The organism is Apilactobacillus intestinapis, from assembly GCF_049166695.1.
GTDB lineage: Bacteria > Bacillota > Bacilli > Lactobacillales > Lactobacillaceae > Apilactobacillus > Apilactobacillus kunkeei_C.
This window is the reverse complement of the sequence record NZ_JBMHFD010000006.1, coordinates 63520-82224: the sequence shown is the minus strand read 5'-3', so window position 1 is coordinate 82224 and position 18705 is coordinate 63520. Positions and strand designations below refer to the sequence as shown.

Below are 18705 nucleotides of genomic sequence, written 5' to 3'. Positions count from 1 at the left end.
GGAATAATACACGAATATTAACAAAATTAGGCAACCAATCCCCTGTAGAATACAGAAAATCAGTTGCCCAATTAAAGAGTTAGAAAGCTGCTTTTATTTATTTGTTCAAAATAATAGTTGCAGTTCCCGTAGGAGGTCTCTTTTTTTGTTATTTACAAAATTCCTTTAATTGGTCTAATAAAGGAATAAATTTACTTAAATCAAGCGTTTCGTAATTTTTATATACATATTTAGACAATGTTTGCTTTCCAAATTCTTTATCATCGTTTTTTACTTTTCGACTAAAAGTTTTATTATTAATTGTTATTTTTGAATAATCTATAAGATCCTCAATATCTATTGATAAATCGTTATTATATTTAAATTTTCCAATATTGTCTTCAATATATTTTTGTAATTTATTTTTGTACCTTTTATTTTTAATTAAGGTTATTAAATAAAGATTATTAGCTATCTCTAATTTTCCTTCAGAGATAAGTTTTTGATATTGACATGTTAATTCCTTTGTTTTATAAATAATTTCCAAAAAATTCCGTAATGGTTTTTTATCTTTGTGATAAAATTCATTATCTAACAATAAAATCACTTTTTTACTTTTGTTACCTAGCTTCCTTACAAAGTAGTCATAATAATCTAAGTTAATTCTATCTTTCTCATCTTTTTCATCATTATTTTTTTATTATTTTTTTATTATTGACTTTATTAATTCCCCAATATTTAACTATCTTATTAAGTTCTCCTGCGCCTTCACCTGATAGACCCAGGTAATAATCCTTAATGTTATAGTCTATCTCATTACGCTTATAACCTTCTTTTAAGTATCCTTCGTTTCCTCTTTTAAAAAAGTCAACATTAAATTCAAATTTCCCTTTATTATTTTTTTTAATAAGTTCTGGATACTTATAATAATACTTCATCATAGCAGCTTTTATATATCTGATGTCTGTTTTTCCTTCAACTAAGATTATTGGTCTAGGTCCATGAATAAAATACTTGAAAAACAAAAATTTACGATATTGCTCATCAAATCCACCTATATAAGGATAATGTCTATATTTAGTCATAGATTCTATAAAATCACTATAATCATCACTCATTTTTGCGTATTTTCTTAAATCAATCAAGTAATTATAACGTTTCACTTGATTGATAAAAGAAAACCTGCCCTCAAGTTTATTTAATTTACTATATCCCTCTCCATCTATAAAATAATATCCATCTTTATACATATTATATGCTTGAGCTCTGGTATCCCTGTAATACTTTCTAGAAACATTAATTTTTTTGTTAACTATCAATCCAGTAACTTCTTGTTTAGAAGAAGAAAACTGTAGTCTTGTCTTCTTTTCATTAATTTTAAATCCTTGTCGATGAAGTAAATCTCTTAATTCATCGACAAAGTTAATATAAATACTTTCGAAGTTGGAATCGTTAGTAGAGAATGTCATATCATCAGCATATCTCGTATAATCTAGCTTATATTTTTTTGAAAGTTTCAAAATCTTAAAATCCACTATTCTAAAAATAAAATTAGTCAATACCGGAGAAGATGGTGATCCCTGGGGCAATTTATTCTTATATGTAAATATTTTGCTCAATATTACCGAAAGCTGTTTATTCATTTTAAAATCATTACTTTTTTGAAGATATCCATAAACTCTACCAAAATTAAATTCATCGAAAAAATCTTCTATATCTAAATTGAGGATAAATTTCTTATTTCTATGTACTTTAGCGTTAGACATTATATTTCTTTTCTTAATAAATGCTTGAGATACATTAAAAGAACCATATCTATCATTATATTCATGAGAAAGCTTTTCTTGTAATCTCTTTTGTAATTTCTTCAAAGGACCCTTAGGACATGATATAACTCTGTCCCCTCCACTTTTCTTAGGTAAAGAGAATTCCTCATAAAAAGAATCTACTCCCTCAACGTAAACCACAAAATTTATTAGTCCAACACTAACACCTAGATATATTGACAAATCTTCTACAGTTTTTAAATCTTTAAGCAAAACATTACCTCCAGAGTACAAAAAAAGTATAAGATCACTCATTTCGATAGCGTCTCTTAGTATTGTAATGATACTTTTGAGCGAAGATTAGGAGGTCCACCCCTAACAATTTAGTCAAAGCTCGCGAAACACGAGCACAAAATCTGATCTTATACCATCATTAATTTTATTGTAGTCTGTATAATCTTTCAAATTAAATTTCTATTAATTTTAAATGTCATAATTATACTATTTATGAATTTATTAATACATAATGCGGAAATTTAATAAAATATTATATTAAATATCCAAGTAATGCTGCTAGAATCCCTAGTAATGCACTTAATAGGTAGTATGCATATGCCATGACCTTTTTCTTGGTACCTAATTGTACCGTTTCATTCATATAGGTAGAAAAGGTGGTGTATCCACCAAGAACTGCAATTGAGAAAGAAAGAATAAAAGTATTCTTAGGTAGTTGTCCATTTACCAATCCTAACAGAAATGATCCAGTGATATTTATGAAGAAAGTCGCTACCGGAAAGGCGTTTTTCGAGAACATCTTCTTTAGTCCATTGGTGACACCATAACGGATTAGAGAACCAACTGCGGCGCCCAAACCAACGATTAAAACACTCTCAATCATAGTTGATCCTCCTTATTTTCAAAGTTTTGACCTAATTTAGTTCCAATCTGAGCTAATATTAAACCTCCGATTAGACTCACTAATACGTATAAAAGACCTATACCAATTTTGTGGTTTAAAAATAAATTGATACTGTCGAATGAAAATGTTGAAAAAGTCGTAAACCCACCAACTAAGCCAATGCTTAGTCCAGTCATCAAATCATTAGATATCTCAATTAAATAAGGAAGTGCACCAGTAATAAACGCTAAGACAAACGCACCAATTAAGTTAATTATGATGGTTGCGATAAAGTGATCATCACCAGCTAAAAGCGTAAAGTAACCGCGCAAAAGACCGCCAATAAAGGCTAGAATGAATATGTATATTACTCTTCTCATCTAAAATTACCCTTTCTATTTATAAACATTCATAATAATAAATCTTATCATACGTCAGATATTTACTATACCAATTAGCATTTTTACTTTGACATTTAGTCTGTGAAAACTTATCATAATTAGAGAGTGATAACTAAAATTAAAAAACATTAAAAACAAAGCTTAAAATCTTAGAGAAAAATTTTTTAAAAGTATTTTAAAACCGATTTATAGATAAGAATAAGAAGATATAAATAAGGAGCAATAACTTTATGTTACTGGGAAGCATAGAGGCTGGAGGCACAAAGTTCGTTTGTGCTGTGGGTAACACTGACTACCAAGTGTTAGATAGTTTGGTAATTCCTACCACTACCCCTGCTGAAACTTTTAGTAAGGCTATCGACTTCTTCAAACAATTTGAAGATTTAGCCGCACTAAGTATTTCATCATTCGGCCCAATTGAAATTAGAAAAGATTCCACCAAGTACGGTTACATTACCGAAACTCCCAAGCCTGGTTGGTCAAATGAAAACTTTTTGGGAGTATTTAAAGAGGAATTCGATATTCCAATGTATTGGACAACTGACGTTAATGGATCAGTGTTCGGAGAATACGTTAATCTAAAAAATAGCGGCCAAAGATTAGATTCTTTGGTTTATTACACTATCGGTACCGGTGTCGGTGCTGGAATCATCATTAACGGACAATTTGTAGGAGACATGGGCCATCCTGAAATGGGTCACGTGAAGTTAAAACGTCACGAAGACGATCTAGATTTCGATGGAATCTGTCCATACCACAAGGATTGTCTTGAAGGACTAGTCTGTGGACCTACATTTGAAGCCCGTCTAGGTATGAAGGGACAAGAAGTTGCGCAAACTAACCACGTTTGGGACATCATGGCCTACTACGTAGCACAAGCTGCATTGCAAACTACTCTAACCTTCAGACCAGCCAAAATTATTTTTGGTGGTGGCGTAGTTAGTGAAAAATTTCTCAAAAAGGTTAGATTTGAATTTTCTAAGCTATTAAATGGCTATATTGACATTAAGAACCTAGAAGAATACATTTCAACTCCAACCCTTGATGGAAACGGCTCTGCAACTTACGGAAACTTTGCTTTAGCAGATGCCTTGATTAAGCATCAAGTTAAATAAGTTCAGTTTTACACAATCTAAAATTGAATTGATCGAATTTTTTTATAAAAAAAGTTACACGGCATAAAACGTTATTATATCAACGTTATATGCCGTTTTTTCGTGACTTTTATATAAACTTAAGAATTAAATTTAACCAAAACACTTTCATTTTTAAAAAAATGAGTTATTATAATACTTGTAAGTTTGTGAAAGTCTTAATTAATTCACAACTGCGTAAAAAATAATACTTAAAATTCAATTTGGAAAGGATCTTGAATTATGAAAGCATTAGTTTTAACAGGCAAGAAACAATTAGAAATCCAAAACACTGAAATGCCAGAACCAAAGGCAAACGAAGTTGTTATCAACGCAAAATACGCTGGTATCTGTGGTACTGACTACGCACTATACAATGGTCTACCAGGTTCAGCTGACGCTGTTCCTCCAATCGTATTAGGTCACGAAAACTCAGGTGTTATCTCAGCTGTAGGTTCAGACGTTACTGATCTTAAAGTTGGTGACCGTGTAACTGTTGACCCTAACATCTACTGTGGTAAGTGTGACTACTGTCGTACAGCTCGTCCAGAACTATGTGACAACCTATCAGCCGTTGGTGTTACTAGAAATGGTGGTCTAGAAGAATACTTCACTGCCCCAACTCAAGTTGTTTACAAGTTACCAGACAACGTTGACTTGAAGTCAGCTGCTACTTGTGAACCAATCTCATGTGCCGTTCACGGTATGGACTTATTAAACATCAAACCTTACCAAAAAGCTCTAGTTATTGGTGATGGTTACATGGGTCTAATCTTTGCACAATTACTACGTTCATACGGTGTTAAAGAAGTTGACTTAACTGGTCGTCATGATGACAAATTAGCTGCTGAAAAAGAAAAGCTAAACATCGACCGTGTTATCAACACTACTAAGGAAGAAATTCCAGCCGAATACGACGTTGTTATTGAAGCCGTTGGTCAACCAGCTACTCAAGAACAAGCAATCGAAGCAACTGTTAAGGGTGCTCAAGTATTGATGTTCGGTGTTGGTGCTCCAGATCAAAAATTCAGCATGAACACTTACGAAGTATTCAAGAAACAATTAACTATCCAAGGTGCATTCATCAACCCTAACTCATTCGAAGATGCTATTGCCCTACTACAAAGTGGTAAAGTTAATGTTGAAAAGATTATTGACAACATCATCTCACTAGAAGACGTTGAAAGTGTCCTAAACGGTACTTCAAACCTAACTGGTAAATGTGTTGTTAAAGTTTCTGACTAATTTTTGGAGGCTTAAATTATGGCTTTAAACGATTACTTTGATGGTCTACAACACGTAGGTATCCCATCAAAAGACTTAGATAAAACAATCGAATTCTACAAATCACTTGGTTTTGACCAAGCTGGTTTATTCCACAATGGTGAAAACCGTTGTGCCTTCATGAGATACGGTAACCTAACCGTTGAAACATGGGAAGGCGATCCAGTTGCAATGGAAAATGGTGCTATTAACCATATTTCAATGAACTGTACTGATGTTGATAAAGCATTCGCAGCCGCTAAAGAACAAGGCTTCGATGTTTTAGACGACGAAATCCAATCAATCCCAACTTTCTGGGACAACGGAATCCGTTTCTTCAACATTCAAGGTCCTAATCACGAAAAGATCGAATTTTGCCAAATTGTAAAATAATATCTTTCGATCATAAAAAGCACCCAAGCTTATGCTTGGGTGTTTTTTTTATTCTATATTTAAGATGGCATCGAATACCGATTGTGGTAGTTGAATGGCTTCACTAGCACTCTTTCGTTTATTCAAACTTTGACGACGCAATAGTGCTTGTTTCTTTGAAACGCTCTTCTTGTCGCCACTAACCGCCGCATTCTTTCTCAATGGTGGAACATCCACTCTGGCCACCACTCTTCCCTCAATATATCCCTGTACAGGCATCGGATATAGTTTGCGGGGAATTACATATTTTAGTTTATGAACGATTTCTTGAGCCAATTTTTCGGCACTCAAGCGGTGAACGATAAAGGTTAGTTCATCCACCGGCGCATAGTTCACATCAATCGTAATTTTGACGATATCAGATTCGACATATTCCATGAATTGACTATCGTAGGTCGCGAAACCATGGGTAATTGACTTCAATTGATTGAAGAAGTTAAACGCGATTTCGGCTAACGGAACGCTATAAGTCATCTTCACCAATTGATCCGTGTTATCCATGTCCAATAGGACTCCGCGACTCTTAGTTAGTAGTGTCATCACGTCGTTAACCGTCTCGCTCGGTGTTTCAATGACAACCTTATTGAAGGGTTCTTCAATTGTCTTTAAGACCGAAAAATCAGGTAAATCAGACGGATTATTAATCGTCTTTACTGTCGCATCATTCTTAGTGGTATAGCGATAGTTAACGTTAGGTGAAGTGATAATCACGGACATCCCAAACTCATTAATTAGGCGCTCACGGACGATTTGGAGATGAAACATCCCCAAAAAGCCACATCGATAACCCGGGCCCAGTGAATTTGAGACGTGTTCAACGAATTCAATCGAAGAATCGTTTAGTTTCAACTTTTCCATCGCTACTTTTAAATCATCAAAGTCGGCATCCTTGGGATAAATTCCCGCAAAGACAACACTGTGAGCGGGTTGATATCCAGCCACCGCTTGCTTGGTTTGACGAGCTTGACCGGTGATGGTGTCCCCGACACGCACGTCGGCTGGATCCTTGATTCCTGTGATGACATAACCGATGTCACCCGACTTTAATTCCTTTAATGGTAGTAATTGCGGACTAAAGATTCCCACCTCTGGGGTTTCAAACTTCACCTTTTGGTTCATTGACATTAGTTTATCGTTGGCCTTGATTACCCCATCAATGACCTTCACGTAAGCGACAACTCCTTGATATGAATCGTAGTGAGAATCAAATATCATCGCCTTTAATGGTTTGGTTTCGTCACCCTTGGGACTTGGAATGCGGTTGACGATTGCCTCTAGGACTTGATCGACATTAAAACCAGTTTTGGCTGAGATATGGATAATGTCGTGTTCTAAAAACGATTCGTCTAATTCGTAAAGTTGTTGTTCACACATATCGACTTGGGCGCTTTGGTTGTCGACCTTATTGATGACCGGAATAATCACTAAGTTGTTGTTTTTAGCAATCCGGTAGTTGGCAACCGTTTGGGCTTGGACTCCTTTGGTTGCATCCACCAACAAGATGACCCCGTCACTGGCTGACACACTCTTTTCGACCTCGTAGTTAAAGTCGACGTGACCCGGTGTATCAATTAAGTTTAATTCGTATTCTTGACCGTCATTGGCACGATAAATATTACGGACGGTTCTTGATCGAACGGTTACCCCGTGGTCTTGTTCGACCTTCATGTCGTCTAAGACCTGTTCTTCATTGCCACGGAAACTAAAGGTGTCAGTCATCTTCATGATTTGATCTGACAACGTCGATTTTCCATGGTCGATGTGGGCAACAATCGAGAAGTTGCGAATATTTGCTTGTTTCATCATAGTTACTCCTTTATTTGCCAAGTAACCCTGTTAGATAAAAGTCGAAAGTTTCCATTGAGTCGTTTAGGATACTAACCTTGAAGTCATCCATATTTCCCGGAATCGGTTCTTGATTGAACGAATCCAAATTCGATAAATTAATCAATCCACTGGCAATGCTGCTTTGGATAATGAAGATTTTATTGGCAGTTTTGACGTCGATTGATGGAAATGAATCATGAATGAATTGCGCTAGTTGTTCATGGACTTCATATAACTTCTTGCGACCTTCAATCGTCTCTTCTCTAGATGCTTTCCCCTCTAAAACGGGTCCACGCAATGCGTTTAACTTAATTAATGTTAGGTGGTTTTCAATTAAGTCCTTGGTGTTAGTTAGTAAAAACGATTTTAGTTCATCTGTGGTTGTTAACTTGGCTTGTTGTAATTGGTTTAGTGTTTGTAAAAAGAATTCCTGATATCCCACCAAAAGTAGGTGCATGAATATATTTTCCTTGGTCTTGAAGTAGTTAAAGACCGTTCCCTTTGCGACGTGGCTTCTTTGCGCAATCGCGTTGATGGAGATATCATAAAAGTCATTTTCTTCAAACATCTTGAGTGCAGTTTCTGCAATCAATGCTTGTTTTTGTTGCTTTTCATCAGCAGTTTTAATATTCATGATTGGCTCCTCTTCTAAATTGACCGTTGGTCATTATTGTATACGAAGAAGAAAATTAATACAACAAAAAAACGCCTGATCGAAATAATCAGACGTTTTTATTTTAGGCTGCACGGTAAATCATTTTCTTGGCGTGCTTATGATGAATCTTCTTCACACTGTATTTGTAGTGTCTCTTAGCCTTGTTATGCTTCTTAGTTTTATAAGAATGATGTAGCTTCTTGTGCTTTAGGTTCTTCTTAACCTTGTAAGTAAGCTTCTTTGCATATTTGTACTTAGCATGCTTACGAGTCTTCTTCTTAGCTAACTTGTAAGTATATTTCTTCTTAGTATGCTTCTTGTACTTCTTAGCATGTTTTTTTGCAATACGTTTCTTTGTAGCATGGTTTAGCTTGTAGGTGTACTTACTATGCTTTTTAGCGTGCTTCTTGTAAGCCTTCTTGTGGCTCACCTTTTTAGTAGTAACACGAGCATATTGGTAAGTATTGTTAGCAGTTACAATCTTATTTGTAGCTTGTTTTTTAACGTGATATGCACGTTTTACATGCTTCTTGGTGTGATGACTTACTTTATTAACAAGTGGTGTGTATTGTACCTTTTTAGCCTTTGCAGAGGTAGTATTAGTAATCACTTGTGTCTTAGCGGCCTTATGTAAAACATTGGCTGTAGCATGTTTTTTGATGTGTCTAGCGGTTCCTGTCTTAGCAACAGTTCGCTTGTGACCATTAGCAGTCTTTTCGGTGGTCCAGAATGCTAACTTACGACCACCAACCGGAATAGTGTCGGCATCAAGTGCTTCACCTAGTGCCTTACTTTGGTACTTGTCAGTGTATTGCCACAAATCATAGTTGTACTTTGGATTTGGGGTGTAGTTGGTGTAATTAGCCAACCATACCGCACTGTAAGCATTCAAAGTACTTTGTTGGAATTGATCCAAGATTGATTGTGAACTGTACAAGATAACCGGTTGATTGGTTAGTTGTTTCATCTCGTTTGCCCAACTGACCGCATTTTGATCGGACGTGTTGGTAAAACCAGTTTCAAAGTCGTTTACATAGAATCTAGCATTCGGTGCTAGTGAATGTAGACGTTGTGCTTCTTCTTGAGCTTGAGCAGAGTTGGTGTATCTACTATAGCTGTATACACCGTATGGAATCCCATACTTGTCCATCAAGCTGATATTATTATTTACCTGTTGATCATGATATTGACCATCTTGAATTCTTAAAACAACGAATTTAACTTCATTCTTTAAATTCATTACTTGTTGATCATTTAATTGCCCCTGAAATTCAGAAATATCATAGGCCACTGGTGTGTATGGTTTAAATGATTGAGTTGTATCAGCGTGAGACTTGATACCATTCAAAGATAAGGCCATTGTTGATCCTAACGCCGCGGAAAATAATAAATGTTTTATTTTTTTAGAATCATACATTTTCCAATACCTTCATTTCGAATATTTTTTGTCACAATAAAACCAGGTCAAAATAACCTGGTTTTTTTAATGCATTTACTTAAGTGAAGTTACCATTTCTAATGCTGTGTTTAGAGAGTTAGCTTTAATTGAGTAAACGTCATTACCCATTTGCCAAGTAATAGTTGCTGAACCATCAATTTCAGCGGTAATGCTACCCTTGCTTTCTGGAACTGGTAGGTTGTGGTTTTGGATGTAACTTACTACGGTCTTACCCTTAGTAGTTGCGGCACCCTTGTACTTACCGAAGTTACTACCGTGTGTTAGTAGTGACCAGTTACCAAAGTTTGCTTGGATGTATTCTTGTCCGGCACCCTTATCTGAGTGACCAACAACGTTGTAACCTAAGTTAACTGATGGTAGACCAGCAACGTTTGCAGCAGCTTGGTAGCCAACTTGTTGCATTGCAGCTGAATCACTTTCATAAGTGTGCTTAGTGTAGGTAGCGTATGTTGAACCATTGTTTAAGTAGCTAATTGTAAAGTTGGTCTTGTTACCGTCCAACTTAGCATTTACGCTTTGGTTTGAATCCAAACCATTGCTTTGTGGTAGCTTTTCATTCCCTAATTTGTTTGCAATTTTGTCATTGCTTGATGATGATGATGAGCTCATCTTGCTAGTTTGAGTAGTTGAAGTTGAACTTGATGCATCACTATTGTCGCTTTTCTTTTGTCCACAAGCAGTTAAAACTAATCCTAAAACTGCAACTGCAGGTAAAATTTTCTTCCATGCTTTCATAATGTAGGACATCTCCTTAAAAAACTATTTGAGAACAGTATAACAAAACATCAGTGTTACGTTAATAAAGTTTGTATTAAATTCTTGTTACTTTATCATAGATTACCGCAATAATATAAATGATTGTTTCGATTGTTGCGATAAAGAAACTCACTGGTAGGTTCGTTACAAAGCTTAAGTATAGACCAAACCAAGTCCCAATTAAAGAAAAGACAAATGTCAAAATGGTCATTGACCAGATACTGTGCACGAAGTAGCGTGCTGATGAGGCTGGAATGGTCAATAGAGCAAAGATTAGAAGTGATCCGACAATTTGAGCTGTCACGCTGACAGTACATGCCAATAGAATCAAGAAAATCACTGATACTAAGGTGTTGGCACGGGAGTTAAAACTAGCACCAACGTTATCAAATGAGTTGTATTTTAGTTTTCTGTAAATCAAAGTAGTAATTACAATGATGGCGATACTTAGGCCCACCAATGTTTGCACATTGCTGTAGCTAATTCCGACAATACTACCGAATAAGATGTTGGTAGCATAACTGGATTGGGTATCAGCCAATGATAGGAATAAAATTCCTAATCCAATAAAGAATACCGAAAAGACACTGATTGAGGATTCACGACGGCTCACCCTTGAACCAACGGTACCGATCATCAATGAACTTAAAACGGTGAATAATAGCATCCCTAAAATTGGGTTGGTTCCCAAGAAAACACCAAATGATGCCCCTGAGAAACTGATTTCGGAAAGTGTGTGGGTGAAGAAAGCAGTCTTTCTAGCAACCACGAACACCCCCATCAATCCACATAGAATGGAGATGAAGAAACTAGCGACGAAGGCGTATTGCATAAATGGATAACTTAACATTTCTAACATTATTGGGCCTCCTTCACTGGTTTAATGGTGCCGGATTGATTGGCAATATTTAAATCATAGTCACCATATTGTTGTACTAAAACCGGATCGTGGGTGATGAATAGTACGGAAGCTCCGGTTTCAGCGATGACGCTTTTAACCACGTCTAATAGCATGAATTTGGCTTCTTTATCCAAACTGGCGGTACTTTCATCCAAGATTAGTAACTTAGGTTGAGATACCAATGCTTGAGCTAGATAGACACGTTGTTGTTCCCCACCGGAACAGCTTCCCAAAGGTGTATTGGCCAAATCTTGTAACTTGGTCATTTCGATAACTTTTTGGACACTTTGTTTTTCTTTTTTGCTTAACCATGGCAATATTGAATGTTGTAACCCTAATCCGATAAAATCAAAGACGGTCAATGGATAGTCATCATCAATATTTCTTAATTGAGGAATGTATTGCATGTCTGATCGTTTGATTTTGGATTGGACGTGTTCATTTTTATTAAATTGTTTTAAAATAGTCTTTATTAATGTTGTCTTCCCAACACCATTTTCACCGGTAACGCAGGTTAAGGTCTTGGCGAAGATATCAAAAGACAAATCGTTAATTAATTTACGGTTCTTAACAGCTACGTCTAAATCGCGTACTGATAAGATTAAATTGGATTCTGTATTCATCATTAATCCTCACTGTCTCAATTATTTATATATCATTGTAGTCTGATTATGAAAACAATCAAACATCTGATATATATTAATTTTTGTTATATAATTGATTTTAACATACATAATACAATCGGGGTGATAATTTGGTTAATCGTTTTATAACTAGATTCAGGGAAACACCAAACAACAAGCTGATTTACCGCGGTGTCGTAACTTTTATCCTCTTAGTAATTTTAATAATCGAATTAGCCAGATTTTTATCATTACCTAAGGTTGATGCCGCTACTTTATATCTACGCGAACAACCCAATGACGAATCAAAAGTTGTCGAAACAATTCCACATGGTCGTCATTTGAGTATCATCAAGTCCAAAAATAATTGGTGGTACACCAAATATAACGGTCAAAAGGGTTGGGTGCCTTCATGGTTAGTCGGCGTCGATGATTACGACGTCAAAACCGGCGATAAGTTAGCCCAAAAAACAATCATTATTGATCCTGGTCACGGAGGTGGCGATTCAGGAACCCTTTCAGCCAACCAAAAATACATGGAAAAAACGTATACCTTACAAACAGCTAAAAAAGTGGCCGCCGAGTTAAGAAGACGCCATGTCAATGTCGTGATGACTCGTACCGTTGATACTTACGTGACATTGAAAAAACGAACAGATATGGCCAGTGATTACCACGCCGACCTCTTCGTTAGTTTCCATTTCAATTCCGATAACGGATACGGTAGAGCCAACGGTTACGGGATCTACAACTACCACAAGAATGCGGTCAAGGTGGCTGACCAAGTCGCAGACGGTTTAGACAACCTCCCCGTTTCAAATCGTGGGGTCTCATTTGGTGACTACTACGTTTTACGTGAAAACAAACGTCCGGCAATCTTATGTGAAATGGGCTTCATGGATAGCTCACACGATCTTCCATATATTCAAAGTTCTACTTACCAAGAACACGTCGCAAAAGATGTCGCAAAATCACTCGATAAGTACTTCAATTAGATGAAAAATTATACATCGCGTCTAAATTTAGACGCTTTTTTTGTGCTCAAAACGTTTATAAGACAACATTTATAACTTTTTTATATTTTTTAGTTATAATACATTTAGGCTATAAAATACATATTAAGTAACATCAACGGAGGAAAAATACTATCATGAAAAAATCTACTAAGTTACGACTTTCCTTTCTCATTTTGGTCGGTCTCTCATTAGGATTTTTAGCAGAAGTATTTTTAACCATTTTTGATAACTGGACATCAAGAATAATTAGCTCATCAACAATAGATGTTTTCTTTTCCATCTGCGGAATTGCTATTTGTGGTGTCGTTTTTCTTTTTTCTTATCTTGGTATCGTAAAAAGTGACGAAAAGTGGCCTATTATAGGCTACTTCACATCATTTGTCTTTTATGATGTCATGGTTATTTTGGGTGGAATGTTTGGTAAGTTCATTCTACAATTGTTTATCAATTAATGATTAAAAATGTTCTACTTTATTAATTTATTTCTATGATATTAAAATTTTATATAAGTTTAAACGGATTCCATAGTAAGATGTTTTTCCTACACTATAATTAGAATATTACTTAACTATTCTAGTTATGGGGGAAATATAGTGGATAATAAGACAAAAAATAGACTAATCAAATTAGCCAGTATTGGAATTGTCCTAGGGTTTACAGCGGAATTAGCACTAACAATTCTATATTCATGGCAAATTGATTTTATTAAATCTTCATATATATATTTTGGCCTTTCCATTATATTAATGGTTTCGATTGGCCTTCTAATCATATACATGTTCCTGAGAATAATTATGGTATATCCTTTAGGATCAAATTTTCGTTACTTGCTACATTTTGCAGTATACGATGTATCAATACTAATTGGTGGATCTCTGGGTAAGGTTATATTGACGCTAATTATCAATAACCTAAAATAATAATTTATAGGAGTATTTTTTAATGAAGAAGCAACATTTGTCTCAATTAGTCAATATGGCTTTAACTGGATTCGAAACTGGGGTCAGTTTATTAGTACTGGGTGATTTAACTCAATATATATTATTGGACCCCGAAGGAGCTAATCTGTTTGAAATCATATTTGGAGTAATTGCGATTATATTGTCATTAATCATTTTCTACGAATCCAACAAGAAATTTTATCCACTAACGGATTGGCAATATCAAAAAAACTTATTAGTATTTGAAGTTGCATTTTTCGTTGGTATATTTCTTGCTAAAACTATAATTGATTTAATTATTATATTAATATAAAAAAGAGATCCATTGAGGTCTCTTTTTTTATTCGATACCTTTTTTAACTTCCCTAAAGAATAGTAATAAAATGATTGCTACGTGAATAACAAAAGTAAGTGCAAATAACCAAACTAGTTTCTCATAGCTACCACCATTTTGAATAACGTTGGCTAGTTTAATAACATAATATCCTGGGAATATTTTTTGAATATCAGTAACGACATCAAAAAATTTGTTTTGAGCGAAGGTGTAAAAAGGCATTATTAATAGAGCAACCACACACATAAATGGGAAGCCTGCCACATCTAATAAATCGGTTTTAGCAACTACCCCAATCAAAAAACCGACAAAACTAAAGTAAATCCCCAATGACAATAAAATAATTATTAATAATAATGTAGATAGGTTAAAGGAAATTGCGCCAAAAATTCTCGCTTCCAATGTCAATATACATAGGATAAGTAAATTTAGTAGAATTTGTTGAATCATCGAATCCATTATCCATCTAAACGGGTTATAAGGAGTGGTCTTAATTGAAATCAAATAATATTCCTTCGAATTCCCTATCCTTTTCCCAAAGGTAACGATTGAATTACCAATTATGCCCATAAGCGCGCTGATAATAAACCATGTCATTGTTAAATTTTTTGCAAATGTGCCGATTCCTAAATCCATAAAAATAAACCAAATCGCAGGAAAAACGATTGTAAAAATTAAAAATCTTTTATTACGTAAAACTGTTTTTAAATTAATTGTATTAATCATGATTCAAACCTCCGTTATTAGTGCGGTACCATTGTTCAACAGTTTGATTATGACTATGAATCTTGTCAACAGACATGTCATTTTCAATTCTGCCGTCCTTTAGCAATAGGACTCTCGAAAAGAACTTATCAATTTGGTTGAAATCATGAGTCACCATTAGTATTGATCCGGTAACGTGTTCAAGATGGTTCCATAAAATATCAATGGTTTCCAAATCCATCCCTACTGTTGGTTCATCTAAAACTAGTAGCTTTGAAGGTGACATTAAACTTAATAGAAGAGATAGTCTGCGTTTTTGTCCACCTGATAATGACCCAACATAATGGTCCATTAATTCAGTAAAATTAAATTCTTTTACCATGGATTCGATGTGGTTATTATCTTTTACTTTGTTTAGTAATTGGGTTAGTTTAAGTAGTTCACTAACCTTCATATCATTAATCAACACGTCGTTTTGAGGCATTAGCTTTAAGCCTTTTTTCTGATTAAAACTAAATTTCACATCACCACTGTCAGCATTTTTAAGTCCCGCCATAATGCTAATCATTGTGGTCTTACCAGATCCGTTTAAACCTAATAGAGCAATCCTTTCATTATCATAAATGTCTAGACTCAAATCGTTTAGTACTTGGTTGTCATATGATTTATTTATATGACTAATTGAAACTAATTTATCTTTATCTGACATGTTACCCATAATTAAGTTATCTAGACTAGTGTTAAAAATTTCAGCAATACTAATTAACTTGTCGATGCTGGGTTCGGATTCGCCATTTTCCCATTTTGAAATTGACTGTCTAGTAACGAATAATTTATTAGCTAACCCAGCCTGTGATAATTGATTTTTTCGTCGTAAATCAATCAACTTTCTACTAAATATGTTTTTTTCCATTTAATCATTTCACTCCTTTTTTCGAATTACTTTTTATTATCACTAAAAAATTTTTTATGTATATAACATCCCGTCCAAAAGCGGATAATCCTCTTTGACAACCTCGCAACCTAAAGTTGCATCGTTGTCATATCAACATTTATTATACCTTTAATGTGAGTGGAAAATGGCTAAGTTTAATCATAAATAAAAAAGAGACCTCGGGGAGGTCTCTTTTTTTAATACAATTTGATAATCGCAACAGCGATTAACATCACGACTAAACCAATATATTTCATAATGCCAACCGGTTTTTTCAGTGAATTCAATAAGCCGTATTTGTCGACCATTACACTTCCGAATAAGTTACCCAGTAGGACTAAAACAACGGTGGTTCCGGCACCAATTTGTGGGCTTAAGAATGCGTTTGATAAAACAAAGATGGCACCCAAGACACCACCGAGCCAAATCCACCAAGGATTGCCCTTTCCAATCGCATCTTTGGCGTGAACGTAAGAACGATCAACTAGTCCGGTAATCACGAATAAGATGATGGTACCGACTAAAAATGAGATAAAGGCCGCATGGATTGGTGAGTGAAGTACTACTCCAAGATGGCCATTAACTGGCGCTTGAGAAGCTTGAAACATCCCCGCAACGATTCCTAGAATCTGCCAAGGCAATTGTTTAGCCTTATCGGCACCATTGCTTGCCTTCTTGTCTAGGACAACCATCAAGATACCAATGACTAGTAGGATGACTCCGATTAATCTGATAATGGTAAATGCATGTTGGTCTGCGTCAAATAAGGAGAAGTTATCGATAATCATCCCCATGATGATTTGACCGGTAATTGGCATAATCACCGTTTGCACCGCCCCTAGGTAAGGGAAAATTAAAACGTTAGTGGTTAACCCGATGACACCAAACAATCCGCCCAACCAAATCCATGCTGGTTGGCTTGTAAACAAGTGACTAGAAAAGAATAGTGATTTGCCACTCAATAAAGTGGCAAAAAGTAACGCGATGGTTCCAATCGTAAACGATAGCATTGAAGCTAGAAATGGTGATCCACCAGCTCGATTCTTCAAGTTTGTATTGACCGAGGTCTGAATGGGTAAGACCAATCCGGCTAATATACCGAGTCCGTATAACATTAAAATTCCCCCTTAGTTATGTACAATAAAACCTCCCGGCACGGGAGGTTTTTAGTTTATATATTATTATTACATGTAAAACCTAATTCGTCAGAATAAATGCTTATTCTTCAACTGCTAGACCTTTCAATGCAGGAATAGTCATCATAGTGATGAAACTGATTAGGTATAGTACTGATAGCATTGCCATGATTACTAGTAATGAATGGCTTTCCATCAATAAACCGATAATGGCTGGTGAGAATCCACCAATCGCACGTCCGAATCCCATGATGAAGTTGTTTGCAGTGGAACGAACTTCGGTTGGGTATAGACGACTGATGATGGCACCGTATCCACCGTACATACCGTTTGAGAAGAAACCAAGTACTGTTGATGCTAGTAGCAATGTGAAACCATTGAATGAGAATGTAATTCCGTATACCGCTACAGAAGCGACTAGTAGGAATAATCCAAAGGCCTTTCTAGGTCCAATCTTATCTAGGATGGTCCCGAATGTTAACATTCCGGCACTCATACCGATGATAGTAACGATTGTCCATAGTGATGAGCCGGCAACACTTAAACCAAGTTTCTTTTGCATGATTGAAGGTAACCAGTTAATTAGACCGTAGTATCCGGCGATTTGCACAATTACCATTACGATTAGCGCCATAGTTTGGTATGCCAATCTTGGTGTTGCGAATAATTTCTTTACAGAAACCTTAGGACGCTTGCCTGTTTCCATTGTATCAATGAAATCTTGGCTTTCGTTTAGGTTCTTTCTAATGATGAAGGCAAAGAAGATTGGAATAATTCCGATTAGGAAAAGTGAACGCCAACCGAATGCTGGAATCATGATTGCAGCTAATACGGCTGCCATCATTGATCCAACTTGACCACCGATTGTGGTGATTGACACAGACTTTCCTAATTGCTTTTTCTTGAATGATTCAGCCACCATGGCAACACCTGAACCATATTCACCCCCGGCACCTAGGCCGACACAAAAACGTAAAATAGCAAAAGTAATAAAATTCTGGGAGAACATAATTCCGGCAGTTGAGATGGCGAAAATGAAGATGGTGTAGGTCAAAATACGTACTCGACCAAAACGGTCAGCTAAAAGACCAAATAAAATACCACCCAACAACGATCCAAAAGTAGTAACTGTTGAAAGCATTCCAGCAGCTGCAGTACTAATGTGTAAACCGATAATGATTGAAGACATTGCAAATGAGATGAATGAGATATCCATGCTTTCAAGCATTTGTCCAATCGATGTCGATGCTAAAACCCATTTTTGAGCCTTAGTCGTTGAAGTGTGGTCTTGCGTGTTTTCCATTATTCAATTCCTCCAAAATGAACGCTCACTGTCGTTCCTTATTTTTTTGAAATATCCGTTTTTAGATATTTTATAAAACTATACTCTTTAATCTTTTCTAATGCAAGTTTCATTTTTTGGTTGCTTTATTCTGAGAAAAGCGTATATTGTAATCAACATATGATTTTAAATTAGTCCAGAGAGGCTAGTAAATCGACGAACGGAATAAATGGACCCTAATTTGTCGTATAGTCTCTGAGGCTA

Annotated in this window: 20 protein-coding genes; 6 read left to right on the top strand and 14 right to left on the bottom strand. The window is 35.6% G+C overall.

The window, feature by feature from the left end:
• Nucleotides 1-148: 148 nt before the first annotated feature.
• From ACOMA7_RS05215 to ACOMA7_RS05200, 4 genes are all read right to left on the bottom strand, one after another.
• Nucleotides 149-577, bottom strand: coding sequence for a hypothetical protein (locus ACOMA7_RS05215; RefSeq protein ID WP_421392414.1), 429 nt, complete (start codon nucleotides 575-577; stop codon nucleotides 149-151).
• 91 nt (nucleotides 578-668) lie between these two features.
• The gene (locus ACOMA7_RS05210; RefSeq protein WP_421392412.1) at nucleotides 669-2018 is read right to left on the bottom strand and encodes a reverse transcriptase domain-containing protein; all 1350 of its coding nucleotides are present in this window, start codon (nucleotides 2016-2018) and stop codon (nucleotides 669-671) included.
• Between the two features lie 274 nt (nucleotides 2019-2292).
• Nucleotides 2293-2643 (bottom strand): fluoride efflux transporter FluC, encoded by a 351-nt coding sequence (locus tag ACOMA7_RS05205; protein WP_421392410.1) that lies wholly within the window; start codon nucleotides 2641-2643, stop codon nucleotides 2293-2295.
• On the bottom strand, nucleotides 2640-3023 hold the full coding sequence (locus ACOMA7_RS05200) for a fluoride efflux transporter FluC (RefSeq protein WP_094750741.1): 384 nt from the start codon (nucleotides 3021-3023) through the stop codon (nucleotides 2640-2642). Before ACOMA7_RS05200 ends, ACOMA7_RS05205 begins: the two co-directional genes overlap by 4 nt.
• A 251-nt stretch (nucleotides 3024-3274) precedes the next feature.
• On the opposite strand from ACOMA7_RS05200, the gene scrK reads away from it, so the two are divergent.
• The 3 genes from scrK (at nucleotide 3275) to ACOMA7_RS05185 (ending at nucleotide 5833) form a co-directional block, all read left to right on the top strand.
• Entirely contained in the window at nucleotides 3275-4159 is an 885-nt protein-coding gene (scrK, locus tag ACOMA7_RS05195; protein ID WP_034534175.1) for a fructokinase ScrK, read from the top strand.
• 261 nt (nucleotides 4160-4420) lie between these two features.
• Entirely contained in the window at nucleotides 4421-5422 is a 1002-nt protein-coding gene (locus ACOMA7_RS05190; protein WP_034532357.1) for a zinc-dependent alcohol dehydrogenase family protein, read from the top strand.
• An 18-nt stretch (nucleotides 5423-5440) separates the two neighbouring features.
• The gene (locus ACOMA7_RS05185) at nucleotides 5441-5833 is read left to right on the top strand and encodes a VOC family protein (RefSeq protein WP_034532358.1); all 393 of its coding nucleotides are present in this window, start codon (nucleotides 5441-5443) and stop codon (nucleotides 5831-5833) included.
• 48 nt (nucleotides 5834-5881) lie between these two features.
• On the opposite strand, the gene lepA is transcribed toward ACOMA7_RS05185, so the two are convergent.
• The 6 genes from lepA to ACOMA7_RS05155 form a co-directional block, all read right to left on the bottom strand.
• A complete protein-coding gene (gene lepA / locus ACOMA7_RS05180) occupies nucleotides 5882-7675 on the bottom strand; it encodes a translation elongation factor 4 (RefSeq protein WP_421392406.1) in 1794 nt (597 codons plus the stop codon).
• A 13-nt stretch (nucleotides 7676-7688) separates the two neighbouring features.
• Nucleotides 7689-8333: a TetR/AcrR family transcriptional regulator gene (locus ACOMA7_RS05175; RefSeq protein ID WP_217303961.1), complete on the bottom strand. Its 645-nt coding sequence runs from the start codon at nucleotides 8331-8333 to the stop codon at nucleotides 7689-7691.
• A gap of 103 nt (nucleotides 8334-8436) precedes the next feature.
• The gene (locus tag ACOMA7_RS05170; RefSeq protein WP_421392401.1) at nucleotides 8437-9771 is read right to left on the bottom strand and encodes a GH25 family lysozyme; all 1335 of its coding nucleotides are present in this window, start codon (nucleotides 9769-9771) and stop codon (nucleotides 8437-8439) included.
• Nucleotides 9772-9846: 75 nt separating this feature from the next.
• Nucleotides 9847-10548 (bottom strand): hypothetical protein, encoded by a 702-nt coding sequence (locus ACOMA7_RS05165; protein ID WP_034532361.1) that lies wholly within the window; start codon nucleotides 10546-10548, stop codon nucleotides 9847-9849.
• A gap of 76 nt (nucleotides 10549-10624) precedes the next feature.
• On the bottom strand, nucleotides 10625-11419 hold the full coding sequence (locus ACOMA7_RS05160; RefSeq protein WP_034534243.1) for a metal ABC transporter permease: 795 nt from the start codon (nucleotides 11417-11419) through the stop codon (nucleotides 10625-10627).
• An 8-nt stretch (nucleotides 11420-11427) separates the two neighbouring features.
• Nucleotides 11428-12096: a metal ABC transporter ATP-binding protein gene (locus ACOMA7_RS05155; protein WP_241772204.1), complete on the bottom strand. Its 669-nt coding sequence runs from the start codon at nucleotides 12094-12096 to the stop codon at nucleotides 11428-11430.
• Nucleotides 12097-12224: 128 nt separating this feature from the next.
• On the opposite strand from ACOMA7_RS05155, the gene ACOMA7_RS05150 reads away from it, so the two are divergent.
• The 3 genes from ACOMA7_RS05150 (at nucleotide 12225) to ACOMA7_RS05140 (ending at nucleotide 14363) form a co-directional block, all read left to right on the top strand.
• Entirely contained in the window at nucleotides 12225-13088 is an 864-nt protein-coding gene (locus tag ACOMA7_RS05150) for an N-acetylmuramoyl-L-alanine amidase family protein (protein ID WP_057198675.1), read from the top strand.
• A gap of 155 nt (nucleotides 13089-13243) precedes the next feature.
• Nucleotides 13244-13561, top strand: a complete 318-nt coding sequence (locus ACOMA7_RS05145) for a hypothetical protein (protein WP_421392397.1) — start codon at nucleotides 13244-13246, stop codon at nucleotides 13559-13561.
• A gap of 490 nt (nucleotides 13562-14051) precedes the next feature.
• Nucleotides 14052-14363, top strand: a complete 312-nt coding sequence (locus tag ACOMA7_RS05140) for a hypothetical protein (RefSeq protein ID WP_057198677.1) — start codon at nucleotides 14052-14054, stop codon at nucleotides 14361-14363.
• 27 nt (nucleotides 14364-14390) lie between these two features.
• Here ACOMA7_RS05140 and ACOMA7_RS05135 read toward each other — a convergent pair whose 3' ends face one another.
• From ACOMA7_RS05135 to ACOMA7_RS05120, 4 genes are all read right to left on the bottom strand, one after another.
• Entirely contained in the window at nucleotides 14391-15110 is a 720-nt protein-coding gene (locus ACOMA7_RS05135; protein WP_421392395.1) for a hypothetical protein, read from the bottom strand.
• On the bottom strand, nucleotides 15103-16002 hold the full coding sequence (locus ACOMA7_RS05130) for an XRE family transcriptional regulator (protein ID WP_301945794.1): 900 nt from the start codon (nucleotides 16000-16002) through the stop codon (nucleotides 15103-15105). Before ACOMA7_RS05130 ends, ACOMA7_RS05135 begins: the two co-directional genes overlap by 8 nt.
• A 218-nt stretch (nucleotides 16003-16220) precedes the next feature.
• On the bottom strand, nucleotides 16221-17138 hold the full coding sequence (locus ACOMA7_RS05125) for a DMT family transporter (RefSeq protein ID WP_421392393.1): 918 nt from the start codon (nucleotides 17136-17138) through the stop codon (nucleotides 16221-16223).
• A 103-nt stretch (nucleotides 17139-17241) separates the two neighbouring features.
• Nucleotides 17242-18462 carry an MFS transporter gene (locus ACOMA7_RS05120; protein WP_421392391.1) on the bottom strand — a complete coding sequence of 407 codons (1221 nt, stop codon included), beginning with the start codon at nucleotides 18460-18462 and terminating at the stop codon, nucleotides 17242-17244.
• Between the last annotated feature and the right edge of the window lie 243 nt (nucleotides 18463-18705).